The organism is Pelagibacterium sp. (assembly GCF_965249125.1).
Lineage (GTDB): Bacteria > Pseudomonadota > Alphaproteobacteria > Rhizobiales > Devosiaceae > Pelagibacterium.
Genome location: NZ_OZ252217.1, coordinates 266,513 through 280,470 on the forward strand (window position 1 = coordinate 266,513; position 13,958 = coordinate 280,470).

15 protein-coding genes and 3 pseudogenes are annotated in these 13,958 nt (G+C 55.7%); 13 read left to right on the top strand and 5 right to left on the bottom strand.

The features are described from left to right. Window positions 1–62 precede the first annotated feature (62 nt). Window positions 63–332 (bottom strand): hypothetical protein, encoded by a 270-nt coding sequence (locus ACP148_RS01360; protein WP_425033011.1) that lies wholly within the window; start codon window positions 330–332, stop codon window positions 63–65. 88 nt (window positions 333–420) lie between these two features. Here ACP148_RS01360 and ACP148_RS01365 point away from each other — a divergent pair. The 13 genes and pseudogenes from ACP148_RS01365 to ACP148_RS01425 all read left to right on the top strand — a co-directional run bounded on the left by ACP148_RS01365 (window position 421) and on the right by ACP148_RS01425 (window position 11,412). Continuing rightward, window positions 421–1,560: pseudogene (locus ACP148_RS01365) on the top strand (IS3 family transposase). Window positions 1,561–2,091: 531 nt separating this feature from the next. Next, window positions 2,092–2,262: pseudogene (locus ACP148_RS01370) on the top strand (helix-turn-helix domain-containing protein); the annotation flags it as partial. A gap of 6 nt (window positions 2,263–2,268) precedes the next feature. Next, window positions 2,269–2,898, top strand: coding sequence for an IclR family transcriptional regulator (locus ACP148_RS01375; RefSeq protein ID WP_425033614.1), 630 nt, complete (start codon window positions 2,269–2,271; stop codon window positions 2,896–2,898). Window positions 2,899–2,984: 86 nt separating this feature from the next. Continuing rightward, on the top strand, window positions 2,985–3,983 hold the full coding sequence (locus tag ACP148_RS01380) for a TRAP transporter substrate-binding protein (protein ID WP_425033012.1): 999 nt from the start codon (window positions 2,985–2,987) through the stop codon (window positions 3,981–3,983). A gap of 63 nt (window positions 3,984–4,046) precedes the next feature. Next, window positions 4,047–4,520, top strand: a complete 474-nt coding sequence (locus ACP148_RS01385; protein ID WP_425033013.1) for a TRAP transporter small permease — start codon at window positions 4,047–4,049, stop codon at window positions 4,518–4,520. Further along, window positions 4,514–5,785 carry a TRAP transporter large permease gene (locus ACP148_RS01390; RefSeq protein WP_425033014.1) on the top strand — a complete coding sequence of 424 codons (1,272 nt, stop codon included), beginning with the start codon at window positions 4,514–4,516 and terminating at the stop codon, window positions 5,783–5,785. Before ACP148_RS01385 ends, ACP148_RS01390 begins: the two co-directional genes overlap by 7 nt. Window positions 5,786–5,802: 17 nt before the next feature. Then, window positions 5,803–6,615, top strand: a complete 813-nt coding sequence (locus ACP148_RS01395) for a sugar phosphate isomerase/epimerase family protein (protein ID WP_425033015.1) — start codon at window positions 5,803–5,805, stop codon at window positions 6,613–6,615. A 3-nt stretch (window positions 6,616–6,618) separates the two neighbouring features. Next, entirely contained in the window at window positions 6,619–7,266 is a 648-nt protein-coding gene (locus tag ACP148_RS01400; protein ID WP_425033016.1) for a hypothetical protein, read from the top strand. 18 nt (window positions 7,267–7,284) lie between these two features. Then, window positions 7,285–8,169: an NAD-dependent epimerase/dehydratase family protein gene (locus ACP148_RS01405; protein WP_425033017.1), complete on the top strand. Its 885-nt coding sequence runs from the start codon at window positions 7,285–7,287 to the stop codon at window positions 8,167–8,169. A gap of 174 nt (window positions 8,170–8,343) precedes the next feature. Further along, on the top strand, window positions 8,344–8,754 hold the full coding sequence (tnpA, locus tag ACP148_RS01410; RefSeq protein WP_421950146.1) for an IS66-like element accessory protein TnpA: 411 nt from the start codon (window positions 8,344–8,346) through the stop codon (window positions 8,752–8,754). Continuing rightward, window positions 8,751–9,098 (top strand): IS66 family insertion sequence element accessory protein TnpB, encoded by a 348-nt coding sequence (gene tnpB / locus ACP148_RS01415; protein WP_421950145.1) that lies wholly within the window; start codon window positions 8,751–8,753, stop codon window positions 9,096–9,098. Before tnpA ends, tnpB begins: the two co-directional genes overlap by 4 nt. An 89-nt stretch (window positions 9,099–9,187) precedes the next feature. After that, window positions 9,188–10,822: an IS66 family transposase gene (gene tnpC, locus ACP148_RS01420; RefSeq protein WP_421950144.1), complete on the top strand. Its 1,635-nt coding sequence runs from the start codon at window positions 9,188–9,190 to the stop codon at window positions 10,820–10,822. Beyond that, entirely contained in the window at window positions 10,819–11,412 is a 594-nt protein-coding gene (locus ACP148_RS01425) for a plasmid pRiA4b ORF-3 family protein (RefSeq protein ID WP_425032991.1), read from the top strand. The genes tnpC and ACP148_RS01425 overlap by 4 nt, the downstream gene beginning before the upstream one ends. 71 nt (window positions 11,413–11,483) lie before the next feature. Here ACP148_RS01425 and ACP148_RS01430 read toward each other — a convergent pair. The 4 genes and pseudogenes from ACP148_RS01430 to ACP148_RS01445 all read right to left on the bottom strand — a co-directional run. Next, window positions 11,484–11,603: pseudogene (locus ACP148_RS01430) on the bottom strand (transposase domain-containing protein); the annotation flags it as partial. A 50-nt stretch (window positions 11,604–11,653) separates the two neighbouring features. After that, on the bottom strand, window positions 11,654–12,934 hold the full coding sequence (locus tag ACP148_RS01435) for an MFS transporter (protein ID WP_425033018.1): 1,281 nt from the start codon (window positions 12,932–12,934) through the stop codon (window positions 11,654–11,656). A 53-nt stretch (window positions 12,935–12,987) separates the two neighbouring features. Further along, entirely contained in the window at window positions 12,988–13,113 is a 126-nt protein-coding gene (locus tag ACP148_RS01440) for a hypothetical protein (RefSeq protein WP_425033019.1), read from the bottom strand. Between the two features lie 159 nt (window positions 13,114–13,272). Next, window positions 13,273–13,761 carry a PTS sugar transporter subunit IIA gene (locus tag ACP148_RS01445; RefSeq protein WP_425033020.1) on the bottom strand — a complete coding sequence of 163 codons (489 nt, stop codon included), beginning with the start codon at window positions 13,759–13,761 and terminating at the stop codon, window positions 13,273–13,275. Window positions 13,762–13,958: the final 197 nt, after the last annotated feature.

Below are 13,958 nucleotides of genomic sequence, written 5' to 3' on the forward strand. Positions count from 1 at the left end.
GGTTTGGCCGGCTGTCTGAAATCAAGGTGCCCGATGGCCACAGCGATCGAGGGATGCCAACTTCAGATATGATCGCGAGGCACGGTCTCACGCCAGGATCGGCTGTACACCCTTGCGTCGCCTTCGAATGCGTCCAGTTCGGCATCGATATAGAAATTGTCGGCATCGCAGGTGAGTCGCATTCGCGTTCTGGTACGGACCTTCCAGTTCCCACGCTCAAGGGTGCGGTGCCATTCGGTTTCGCCGGACTGTGAGTTGTAGTCGCCGATGACGACCCGATACCGCTCTCTTGCCGAGGCGCTGAACGTCAGATCGATATCATCAAGCCGCATCGCTCCGCGATCGTCTATAACGTTGAGCTACTCCCTGAAAATGGGACGCTGACGTAAGCTACGAATTGTTGTCTGCTGGTCTTCGACGATGGAGATCAGAGATGTCGAAACGCAAGCAGCATTTGCCCGAGTTCAAGGCGAAGAGACGGTATCAGAATTGGCGAGCCGGTTCGGTATCCACCCTACGATGATCCACCAGTGGAAACGGGCGTTGCTCGAAGGGGCATCGGGTGTGTTCGAGCGTGGCGGGCGCAAAAAGCCTGAGATTGACGATGAACAGGTCAAGGATCTGCACGCCAAGATCGGAGAGCTGGCTGTCGCCAATGATTTTTTGTCACGAAAGCTCAAGCCCTGGGGCGGGAAGTGAGACGGGGGATGATAGAACCTGATCACCCCGTTCTCTCGATCGGCAAACAGTGCACGCTGCTGTCGATCGCGCGCTCTTCATTCTACTATACGCCGAAAGGGGAGACTGAGATCAACCTTGCCCTGATGCGCAGGATCGATGAGCAATTCCTGGAGACGCCCTTCTTCGGTGTCCGACAGATGACCTGGCACCTGCGCAATGAAGGTCACCTGGTGAACGAGAAGCGCGTGCGTCGGGCTGATGCGGCTCATGGGTCTGATGCCGATCTACCAGAAGCCCAATACCTCGAGACCGGCCAAGGGGCATAAGGTCTGGCCTTATCTTCTGAAGGGGTTGAGGGTGGAGCGCCCGAACCAGGCCTGGGCCGCGGACATCACGTATCTGCCGATGCGCCGGGGCTTTCTCTACCTGGTGGCCATCATGGACTGGCACACACGCAAGGTGCTGGCCTGGCGCATCTCAAACACGCTGGAGGCCGACTTTTGCATCGAAGCGTTGAACGAGGCGGTCCACAAGTTCGGCCCGCCCGAGATCATGAACACCGACCAGGGCAGCCAGTTCACGTCCTTTGCCTGGACCGATCGGTTGCGACGAATGGGGGTGCGCATTTCCATGGATGGCAAGGGCCGGTTCCTCGACAACATCTTCGTCGAGCGGCTCTGGCGCACCCTGAAATACGAATGCGTCTATCTGCACGCGTGGGAAACCGGTTCACAGGCTCGCGCCGGCGTCCGCGAATGGATGGACTTCTATAATCATCGACGCCCCCATTCCGCCCTTGGCGGCAAACCGCCTGCCGTGATCTATTGGCAGCGCATTGACCAAACCCAACCCGACCAGCAGGTGCAACGAGTAGCTTAATTTACGGCGAAATCTGTCCAGCGATTGGGGAGTAGCTCATGATGGTGGGAACGAGGCGCCTTGGCTGGGAGGTGGGTAGAACCTGTATTCGCATCAAAAAGTAACTGTTTCGAAGACGCAGAACTGACGGCTTCTCACATTAGCCAACAGTGCAATGGACCGTTCAGGTGGCTACCCGTTAGGGCTGCGTTCCAATACTTGATCGCGTCTTCATTATGATCTTGCTCGCTGCTACGACCGTCAAAGGTAGCCAAATTGTATGTCGCAGCAAGTCCGGGCCAGGATTCCATGGGCCCCCGGACACTTCGCGGGAGGCATTCCCGATGTTGATGGCAATTTCAGGCGCTCAGACGCGGGACCAGCAGACCGAGTTCTTTTCCCTGTGGAATATGCGGCAAAACCGCACTGGCCCCGCGTCGCCAACGGCAGATCGTCTTTGCGTTCGCGCTAAAACACTTGACAACCCGTCAAGCGAAAAATATGGAATGGCATTCTATATCGGAAGGCTATTCCATTTTTTGAGGCGAGAGCATGTCGGCAGTAGAGCGAGCCCTTATGTTGCTGGAGCATCTTGCCAGTGTAGAGCAGGACAGCATAGCAGACATATGTCGTGTTCTTCCCTTGCAGCCAAGCTCAGCTCACCGAATTCTCGGCGAACTAATCCGTCTTGGATATGTTCGACAGCGGGGTTCGCAAGGGCACTATAGCTTGACCATCAAGCTCAGTTCACTGGGCCTTACGCACCTGGCTGCACGAGGCATTACCGATATCGCCCAACCGATCCTGGACGAGTTGGCTCATGAAGTTTGTGAATTGGTTCGCTTCAGTGTCGTTGAGGGTGACGACCTCATTTGGATCGCCAAATCGCAGGGGGCGAAAGCTGGATTGCGATACGATCCTGATCCTGACATGGGCTTGAAGGTCAACCTGGGAGCCACTGCCAGCGGTCTTGCGCGGCTGCTGACGCTCACTGACAACGAAGCGGTGATGTTGTTGGGGCGACAGGGTGTTGAATTTCCCTTGAAGGGTTTTGGCTCAGCGGCCCCGACCAGTATCGATGAATTCCTTCAGGTTCTCGGTCGATGCCGCAGCGTCGGTTACGGCTTCGTTCACGATAGCTATGAAGATGGAACAAGTGCGATGGCAATGCCGGTAGTGAAGGCGAGAAGCGCTGAAGTGATCGGCGTCATCAGCATTGCCGGCCCATCGGTCCGAATGACAGCGGCGAGGATGTCAGCGATGGCCCTCCCATTGCGTGCCGCTACAGAGCAACTCGCCGAGATAGGCGCCGGCTTGTCATTTGCAAATTCTGCGGGTTTTGAGACGCTCGACGCTTAAGTCCCGCGCGCAAGACAGCGCCGGGGGGCGCCCAAGAACAGCGGACTGCAAGCCCCCGATTGCAGTTCTAGATCTGGGAGCGAGTAATGTACAAAAAAATTGCGCTGGCTGTTGGCTTTGTCGCCGCGGGGATACTCCCTGGCGCTGCTGCTGAAATCACAATGGGCCACGGGGATCCGGGAGGAGAGTGGTACACCAGTATGAACCAGGCCGCATCGGTGCTTTTTGAAAGCATCCTGGAAAGTGAGGCAGAGGCAGACCTTACTGTAAATGTCTATCCGGCCGGTCAGTTGGGCAGTGAGGCCGACCTCTTGCAATCGGTTCAATCAGGCGCTGTCCAGGTTGCAATGGCTGCCGCGACCTTTTCAAGTGTTTGTCCTGAGGCCGCAGTATTCGACGTGCCATATCTCTTCTCTTCTGAGCCTGACGCATGGCAATTGCTCGACGGGCCCATCGGAACCAAACTTCGCGATATTTGCATAGAGCGTGCTGGGGTAAGAATTCTAGGGTATGGAGAGTCGGGTTTCCGGCATTTCACCAACTCGCGCGGGCCAATTTCCGGACCTTCTGACCTTAGCGGCCTCAAGGTGCGCGTGATGCAGGCGCCGCAATATATAGAGATGCTATCGGCATTGGGCGCAGAGCCGACGCCGATTCCATTTCCTGATCTGCCAGCCGCTCTCGCGACTGGAGTGGTGGACGGTCAGGAAAATCCAATCTCTGTGATTGTGTATGGAAAACTCTATGAATCCCAAGACTATTTGTCACTTGATGGGCACACTTACACTGTCGCCTTCATGCTCATCAATGAGGATTTCTTTCAGTCTCTTACCGCAGATCAACAAGCGTTAGTTGAGCGCGCCGGAAAGGCATCAATGATGATGCATAGGTCCATCCAGCAACTGAATTCCGCTCAGGGTTTGACCGAGTTGACCGAACAGGGAATGCAAGTGAACCGGCCAGATGCAGACAGCATCGCTGAGTTCAAAGCGGTTACTCAACCAGCGGTTATCGATTGGCTCAGAACCACCGATGCCGATCAGAACTTTATCGACGAAGTTCTCGACGCTGCGCAGTCCCAGTAAACAATCCTACAAGCGCGCCTGACGTAGCAACGCGATAGGCGCGCTTACAATTAGAGGCCTGCGATGAAGAAAGTCTTTGAAATTTATGATAAGGCTCAAGAGGTTATATTATCCGTACTAGGGTTTTCACTTTTTATCGCAATACTGATAGGAATATTTTCCAGGCAATTTGCCTGGAGAATTCAGTGGGCGGATGAGGCCTCGCGGTTTATAATGATATATGCGGTAATGATCGGAACGGCGATTGCGTATAGATCCGGTAGGCACATAGCAGTTGGTTTGATTTCAGAGTCTATTCCTGAGTTATATCAAACAATACTAAAGCTAGGTGTCCATATTTCGGTAGTTGTTATCGGTATAATAATGATTCATTCCGGGACGCTTCTCGTGTCCTCTCAGGGCCACATTTTGGCTCCCTCCCTTCGAGTTCCATTAGCATTTGCCTACTCGGCCATACCTGTTGGAGGCATCCTTTTGTCCATTGAGGGCGTGAGGATGACCATTTCAGTCATACGTGGAGGGAGAAAGATATGCTAACGATAATAGTACTAATAGTCAGTATTGTAATCGGTGTTCCTGTCGCGTTATCCGTGATCGTGTCTGGAGCGCTAGTTGTTTACACGGGTCCTCTACCTGACAGCGTTGTTGCTCAACGGATATTCGGTGGACTAGATTCCTCCGCACTGCTTGCGGTTCCGTTGTTTGTTCTTGCTGGCGAAATTATGAACGCGAGCGGAATAACAAAGCGGATTATAGAGATGGCAAAGGCATTTGTTGGTGCTTCTCGTGCCTCTCTCGGGCTGGTCAACGTCTGGTCCTCGGTGATTTTTGGCGGCATTTCGGGTTCTGCAGTTGCGGACGCCTCTGCGCTAGGTCGAGTGTTTATCCCGGAAATGCAACGTACGGGCTATCCGCCTGCATACGCGGCAGCGCTGACCGCCGCATCCTCCGTAATCGGCCCATTAATTCCCCCGAGTATTCCGGTAGTCATCTACGCGGTGACGACGTCGGGAGTATCGGTTCCTGGGCTATTCCTCGCCGGCGTTGGTCCTGGGCTAGTGATGGCAATTTGCCTAAGCGCTGCGGTCATGACCGCTGGAGCCAAGTACGAACGCGCTGGGCCACGGTTGTCGGTCAGAACACGATTGGGGATGGTGGTGCGAGGCTTCGTGCCGGTGTCCATGCCGTTATTTATCGTGCTTGCGCTACTGACTGGTTTTGCAACGCCGACAGAAGCTGCGGGGTTGGCGGTCCTTTACGCGTTGGCCATCGGGTTCTTTATCTATCGCACGCTCAAATTCAGTCAAATGTTCAGCATAATGGGTGCCGCCATGCGCGATAGCTCCGTGGTGCTGGTTATCATAGCGGCAATGGCGTTTGGAAACTGGCTGCTGACCTTGGCGCAAGTCCCCCAGACCCTTTCCGGATTTCTGACTGATGGAATCAGTGATCCGATGATCTTCCTCGTTGCAGTGGTTATGTTCCTGCTGGTGATCGGTTGCTTTCTTGAAGGTGCGGCGGCGATATTGATACTCGTGCCAATATTGCATCCCTTGGCAATTAGTTATGGCATCGACCCTATTCACTTCGCGATGATTGTAATTTCAACGCTAATGGTGGGATTAGTGACGCCGCCTATGGGTATGTGTTTATTTGTTGTGAGTAGTATATCCGGCATAAAAACTTGGCATATTGTTAAGTATGTGTGGCCGATGCTTCTAATACAGCTGGTAGCAATCGGTGTTATTGTTGCAGTTCCGCAAATATCAACATCGCTGCCTAATTTCTTCGGATTTGGATAAATGGTGAGGCAGTAAAAATGGCCGTTTTAAACAACGAGATTGGAGCGCACACGTTCAGCCTGGTTTGGCACGGACGCGCAAGTGACTGCATTGAAGAGCTGCACAGCGAGGGTTTCCGAAAAATTCAGCTTCTGGTTTCTCCCCCGCACGTAGAAATGTTTCACGACAGAGAAGCGGAGCGAATTCGGAATGTCCTCGATGCTAACGGCATTGACCTAATTTCCATAGATTTACCCGCTAGCGAATATAATCTTGCCAGTCCGATTAGTGAACTTGCGGAATACTCGTGCCGGGCCTATTTGGAACTAGTAGATTTCGCTGCCAAATTGGGGAGTAGGTCAATTACGCTCGTTGCTGGACGGCGACATTCTCTATTGGAGGCGCCGTCAGGCTATCTTGAGGGGGTATTTCTCCCCAGTTTCAGAAGAATTCTGGCTCGTGCTCAAGAGCAAGGCGTGCGCGTGATTGTAGAGAACCATCCGCAAAGTCTCCTATCAACGGCGTCAAGCATCCGAACCTTGTCGGACGAATATCCGGATACCGGGGTTCTCTATGACGTCGCTAACGCTGTGGCGGTAGATGAAGATCCGGCGGAAGGTATATGCATACTCAGTGACGTCATAAAAGTTCTGCATTTGTCTGACGCTAAAGAAAAAGAGTGGCGCCATGATCCTATAGGGGATGGAAGTATCAACTTTAGCGAAGTAATTGACACTGTTAAGAAATATCAGATCGATTGTGATGTTGTTCTGGAAATTTTCTCAAAACAACCGGTCAGAGACTTAATTAGCGGTCGAGAAAAAATCGTTAAGTTAATGGAGAAGGCATAGGCAATGCGCATCGCAGGTATTTTGGCGATATGGCACGATATTACGCCAGGCTATTCCCTGGAGTTCGAGAAATGGCACAGCATCGAACACCTTGCTGAGCGCGTTAGCGTGCCAGGTTTTGTATCAGGCAGGCGGTTTATGAGCATTGATGGTTCTGAACCTGAATGTTTCACTCTCTATGAAGCGAACCACATTAAAGTGTTCGGTTCAGTAGAGTACCTTAGCAGGTTGAACAGCCCTTCGGACTGGACGGTAAAAGTTCAGCCAAACCTGACTAATTTCGATCGAGCGGCGGCAAGTGTAGTGCTGCACTTGGGTGCAGGGCACGGCGGTTTTGTTGTAACGGTCCAAGTACCAGAATCTTCAGCAGATAATGCAGAAATGCAGAGGTTGGTACTTGAACTCTATGAATTGTCCAGCGTTGTTGCGGTCACGCTTGCGAAGTCGTCGCCGTCGATAAGCGAACTGCCGACTGCTGAGCGGGCATTGCGGGGGCAGCAAAACGAGACAGAGAGTGCTTGGATTGTCTTAGTGGAGATGTTCACGACGGTGGACGTCGCTGAGGTTTATGAGGTGCTCCGTGGGAAGTTTGGCAGTGCTGAAGCCGCCAAAACCGCAGTATATCGTCTATCACACACTGTGATGGCTTAATAAAGCCGAGGAAAGAATATGAAAGTATTATTGACTGGTGGTGGCGGTTTCATTGGGCGGCACGTAATTTCGAGACTTGTTGCTGAGGGCGTTTCGATTAGAGCGATTGATACCAACTCCATGCCGGGAGACTTCATTGATATGCTCGGACAGAAGGCCTCGTTAGTTGAGTGGCTGCAGGGCGATGTTTCCGACGAGGCGTTTGTATCTGAAGCAGCGACCGGCTGCTCAAGTATATGTCATATTGCGGGCGTATTAACTCCTGCCTGTCAGGAAAACCCCATTCGGGGAGCCGTGATAAACGTGCTGGGAACGCTTTATGTATTTGAGGCGGCACGCCGCCATGGCATTAGCCGTGTGGTCTACACGAGTTCAGCTGCGGTGTTCGGAGCCGGGGGCGAGAGCTTCCCGAAACCGGATACTCACTACGGTGCCTTTAAGCTTGCGAACGAGGGGTCAGCTCGCGCTTACTATAATGATCATGGACTTTCTAGTGTGGGTCTAAGACCGTTTGTGGTCTATGGACCGGGGCGTGAGGTTGGTCTATCCGCAGGCATCACTCTTGCTTGTAAAGCCGCGGCATCCGGGCAGTCTTATACAATCCCGTTTACCGGCACTGCTGGCTTTGTGTATGTGGACGAAGTGGTTTCAGCATATTTGGCTGCCCTTAACGAGCCGTTCGAGGGCGCGCAAGCTTTGGATCTTAACGGCGAAATCGTGACCGTTGACGTTGTGCTAGATACAATCAGAAACCTTGTACCTGGTGCGAATGTATCTGCAACCGGCCCGGCACTTCCAACAATCGTGCCACAAGCCGGTCCGTCTCAGGAAACTAGGCTGGTGTTGCCGGAGCCCATAAGCCTTGTCGAGGGTATATCTAAAACGATCCAGTTCTATCGATAGAAAATCTGCATGCAATGGGGCGGGGTTTCGCCCGCCTCAAATTGTGGCGGTCGTGCATGTCCGGCCAACCTGAGCCGCTACGCACTTTGGACCATCCGGATGGTAAGCCTTCGGGTATGCCTCCGTTGAGGGCCGCCTTGGCCCGAGGGGCCGATCTGGTAGCAAACTATCAGTATGGATATCCTTACTGACAAAAGTCGCGTCGAGCGGCTCGAGATTGTGGACACAGGCCGGCGCCGGCGGTTCAGTGATGCGGAGAAGATCCGGATCGTTGAAGAAAGCTTGTCGGCCCCGCGAATGGGTTCGGCGACCGCGCGACGGCATGGCATTGCGGTGCCATTGATTTTTGCGTGGCGCAAGGCGTATCGCGAGGGACAGCTAGGTCACGAGGCGCCTTCGTTTTATCCGGTGCGCTTGGATGGGAGTGGGGGTCATGCCAGCGATGGCAGCCTTCCACCAGAGCCGCCCACGGATGGTTCAGCCAGTCCTGTCGAGATCGTGCTGCGCAATGGTCGCCGCATGATCATGCGCTCCGATATTGCACCTGAGGTGCTGGGTCGCCTGCTCGATGTGGTGGACCGATGATCCCGGTTCCGAGCGGGACGCGGGTCTGGCTGGCAGCGGGCCACACTGACATGCGCAAGGGGTTCAACTCTCTGGCGCTGGTGGTGCAGGAGGTGCTCAAGCGCGATCCCCATGGCGGACATCTGTTCGTGTTCCGGGGTCGCAAGGGCAATCTGGTTCGCATCATCTGGCATGATGGTCAGGGCGCATGCGTGTTCACCAAACGGCTCGAGCGCGGGCGTTTCCTCTGGCCCTCGCCGGCCGATGGTGTTGTGACGATCTCGCCCGCCCAGCTCGGATATCTGCTTGAAGGGATCGACTGGCGGATGCCGCAAAAGACCTGGCGGCCACTCTCGGCGGGATGACCATAGTGCACCGCGACACGGTGACTCATCTGGTGCAAAACGGGTCCAACCAGCTCGTGGCGAGGACCAGATTCTGGTAAGGTCACGGCATGGTCGAACCTGCCGGAAACGCCGAGATTGCTGCCCTTCGCGCTGCACTTGCCGCAGCCGAACAGCGTGCTGATCTGGCGGAAGCCGAAGCGGCGCGGGTTGTTGCAGAAAAGACCGATGGCGACGCCGAGATCGCCCGTCTCAAGCTCGAGATCGAAAAGCTCAAGCGCAGTCTTTATGGACAGCGCTCCGAGAGGAAGGCCAAGCTGCTCGACCAGCTCGAGTTCGAACTCGAGGATCTCGAAGCAGCAGCCACCGAAGACGAGCTTGCCGCCGAGATGGCCGCAGTCAGGACCACTTCGGTCCAAGCCTTTACCCGCAAGCGGGCACAACGGCGCGCCTTTCCCGAACACCTGCCGCGCGAGCGCCTCGTGGTGCCGGCACCGCAAGCCTGTGAATGCTGCGGGTCCGATCACCTGGTCAAGCTGGGCGAGGACGTGACCGAAACGCTCGAAGTGATCCCGCGTCAGTGGAAGGTGGTCCAGACGGTACGGGAGAAGTTCAGCTGCCGGGATTGCGAAAAGATCAGCCAGCCGCCGGCGCCGTTCCATCCCACCCCGCGTGGCTTTGCCGGCCCCAATCTTCTGGCGACGATCCTTTTTGAAAAGTTCGGCCAGCATCAGCCGCTCAACCGCCAGTCCGAGCGCTTCGCCCGCGAGGGCGTGCCCATCGGCCTCTCCACGCTCGCCGACCAGATTGGCGCTGCAACGGTGGCGCTCAAGCCGCTCCATGATCTGATCGCCGATCACGTGATGGCCGCCGATCGCTTGCACGGGGACGACACCACGGTGCCGATCCTGGCCAAGGGACAGACCAGAACGGGTCGGGTGTGGACTTACGTACGCGACGATCGTCCCTTCGGCGGCGCTGACGGTCCGGCAGCTCTGTTCTACGCCTCACCCGATCGCAGGGGCGAACATCCAAGAAGCCATCTTGCCAACTATTCCGGCATCCTGCAGGTGGACGCCTTTGCCGGTTACAACGGCCTGTTCGATCCCGAACGCCGCAGTGAGCCCATCCAGCCGGCCTTTTGCTGGGCGCACGGACGACGACCATTGTTCGAGCTCGCCGATATCGAGAGGGTGAGAAAGAAGAAGAGCAAGGGCGGCGCCATATCCCCGGTGGCGCTCGAGGCGGTGCGCCGGATCGACGAGATCTTTGCCATCGAACGCGATCTTTATGGCCTGCCGCCCGATCAGCGCCTTGCCGAGCGGCGGCGGCTTTGCACGCCACTGGTTGATGAGCTGCATGCCTATATGATGACCGAGCGCGAAAAGCTATCGCGTCACGCTCCCGTGGCCAAGGCCATGAACTACATGCTCGCGCGCTGGACAGGCTTTGCCGCGTTCCTTGAGGATGGCCGCATATGCCTCTCGAACAACGCGGCAGAACGGGCTCTGCGCGGAATTGCCCTTGGCAGAAAAGCGTGGCTGTTCGCCGGTTCGGACCGCGGTGCCCGCCGGGCCGCGTTCATGTACACCCTCATTGTCTCGGCCAAGCTCAACGATATCGATCCTCAAGCCTGGCTCGCCGACGTGCTCGCCCGCATCGCCGACATGCCGCAGAACCGGCTGGGGGAACTGCTTCCCTGGAACTGGAACGCTGACAAGGATGCCGCTAAGCTCGTTGCATGAGCCCTGCATCCCACTTCGTTGCCACCATCACCGTCATTCTCGAGGACGTCGAGCCGCAGGTCAGGCGCAAACTGATCGTGCCGCTCAACCTGCGCATGGATCGGCTCCACATCGTCTTGCAGATCGCCTTTGGCTGGACCGATAGCCATCTCTACGAGTTCCGCTACCAGGATATCGGGTGGGGCGTTCCCGATCATGACTTTGGCACCGATCTTCGCGACGCCTCCAAGGCAACACTGCTCCGGGTTCTTCAGGAAACAAATGCTCGTGCCATCACCTATCTCTATGACTTCGGTGATGGCTGGGAGCACACCATTCGGATCAACTTTATCTGCGAGCCCGAGCCCGGTGCCCTGTATCCCCAGTTGATCCTGGCCGAGGGACGGACCCCGCCCGAAGACATTGGCGGCCCTCCGGGCTTCGAACTCTTCCTCGAAGCGATCAACGACCCAAGCCATGACGATCATGCCGAAATGCGTGAATGGTATCTTGAGAACGGCTTCGATCCACGTCTGGTTGATGTCGATGCCATCGAAGGAGAACTCAAGCGCTACGCCCGCAAGTGGAATCCCAGGGCAAAAGCGAAATAGCTGCGGTCGTCAACGGAGGCTTACGCCTTCGGTGAGGACCACGGCGGCTATTGCTCGTCGCTAAAGCTAGGTTAGGCGGCCTTGGTCATGGCCCGCGGGGCCCAATTCCAAGGAAGAAGTTCTCCCAGCTCGCTCTGCGGCATGTCGGCAATGCGGGCGAGCACGTCAGCGAGCCAGGCCTGGGGATCTATATGCCTGGCCGTACGGTCTTGTCAGCATGATGATCTTTTTGCTGCACAAGTCATTGGACATTTTTGGCTCCGACGTTGCGAAAGAACCAGAGCCCGCAGCCACCCAAGATGCTGAGCACGCCAAGAAACACAAAAATCCCCGCCAGACCGAGTGATGCGCTCACGGGAGCTGACACCGCTTGAATAACTGCCGCTCCGACAAAAAATGACAAATTGACCGCCGAAAGCGCCTTGCCAGCATGCCGGGGTTCGACGGAGGCGCGTCCGAGCGCGAAGAGGAGTGGCTGGACCGAGATGACGACACCGAATGCGACGATCAAGGTGATATCAAAACGTGTCGATAGAACATCAACGCCCATTGCGAGCGCGAGAAATCCGTTATCAGCCCCGGTCGGGAGAAGGACAAGAGCCACTCCTGCAAGCACATGGCCAATCGCGAGCAACATGTAAGGTCGGCCAAAACGCTTTTCGATGAGCCCAATAGCCATCGGCATGACAATCAGCATGAGCGTTAAAACGAGCAACACATTGCCTGCTGAGACCCTCGCCATACCCTTGGCCTCCATCAACCATGGGCCGCCCCACATGCCGCGCACGCCGATCATCACCGCAAAAGACACAAAGGCGAGAACGATTACACCGCGAAGCACTGGGGAGATGCCAATCTTCAGCACTTCCCTGATTTCCGAACCCACGCTGGCAGGCACTTCTTGGGAGGGCCGCACCGGCCGAATGGTCAATTGCACAGTGACGAGCACGATCAGCGCAAACAGTGCGGGCAAACCATAGGCCAGGCGCCAACCGTAGTGCTCGATGAGCCATGCCATTGGGCTTGCCGAGATCACCATGCCGGTGTTGCCTATCGCCAAAATCGCGGCTGACCAGAGGGCAAACCGGCTCGGATCGGTCGTTCGTGCGGCGTAAGTGAGGGGACACAAGAGCATGCCACAACACCCGATGCCCACAATGATCTGCGTTATGACAAAGCCCACTGGACCTTGGATAAACGCAGCAAAGACCGACCCTGCGACAATGATGCCCAAGAGGGTGCTGATGACGGCTTTGACGCTGTAGCGGTCAAGAGCGACCCCGACCGGAATCTGTCCGGCAGCAAACGCCAGATGATAAAATCCGGTCATTGCTGCGATATCGCCCGCCGACACCGATAGGTCCTGAGCGACCAGATCAGCAGAGACCGCCGGAAGCGTTCGCACAAGGTTGGAAATTGTGTGGCCCAGCGCCAAGATTATCAGAGGGAGGGCGGCCTGCCAGACCGAGCCAGACAAAGCGTTGGTGTTTGCCGGAGCAGGCAACGGGCGGCGAGACAGCATATTGTTACTCATCATCACAAAGAATGGGGGCAGCGTTTTTCTGCCCCCGGTGCTTACTTGCCTTTTCGCTTACCAGCTTCCGGGGCGAGCAGACCACTGATCGATTCGGGAGCGGGGGTTTGTTTCTGCTTTTTCTTTTTGGGTTGTAGGCGCTGCTGATCGCCCTTGCGCTTTGCCATGTTGAGAGCTTTCAATAGGTTCGCAACTGCTGGCGAACTCCGAATAAAAAAATCCCTGATTGGGATCAGTGAAAATGTCACCCCTGGTCGCAACTATGTGCCGACCAGGGCCATCCTCCTGTTTGAGAACGCCTCCAGCGCGTTAAAAGAATCATGGCGCTATGCTGCCTTGTTGGGCAGGGTACGGCTTGAGTAGATACCTACACTTGCCAATACATCTTCGACTGCGGAAGCAGATTTAGCTGCGCGCAACCGAGCGGCCAATTCGGGCGCCTCTGCCAGTTTGGCAAAGCGGGGGAGAGCCAGGTGCAGCCAGCGCAAATCATGGCGATTGCCCACAACAGACAACAACACATCCACCGGAGTGCCATCACTTGCGTCGAAGTCGATAGGGTATTTGAGTTGGGTGACCTGGACCAGGGGCGGGCAGCTCTGTTTGAAGATTGTATGGGGCGCTGCAACGCCCGAGCCGATGGCTGTTGATCCCAGCTTCTCACGCGCCAGAAGGCAGTTGCTGATATCATGTGGAGAGATGTCGGGTCTGCACGACCCAATGCGTTGAGCCAGAGAGCTCAAGGCTGCCTTGCGCGATCTGGATGTCCTATCGATTGTGAAATCTATTTCGAACGAAACACTTGCGAGTGCCATCACGAACCTCCGTCAGGCAGCCTTGCTGCTGACCAAAGAATTAAAGTTGTCGTGAGTATTGTCCCGGAAGCGCGAAGTGTTTCGCAGCTTCCGGGTCAGGCATCCCGGTCGCTGCACACAAGCCGACAAATGGGTGTTAAATGACAAGTGTTCATGGCCGAGCAAAGCTAGCGTTGATTTGGATTAAGTCAACTGGG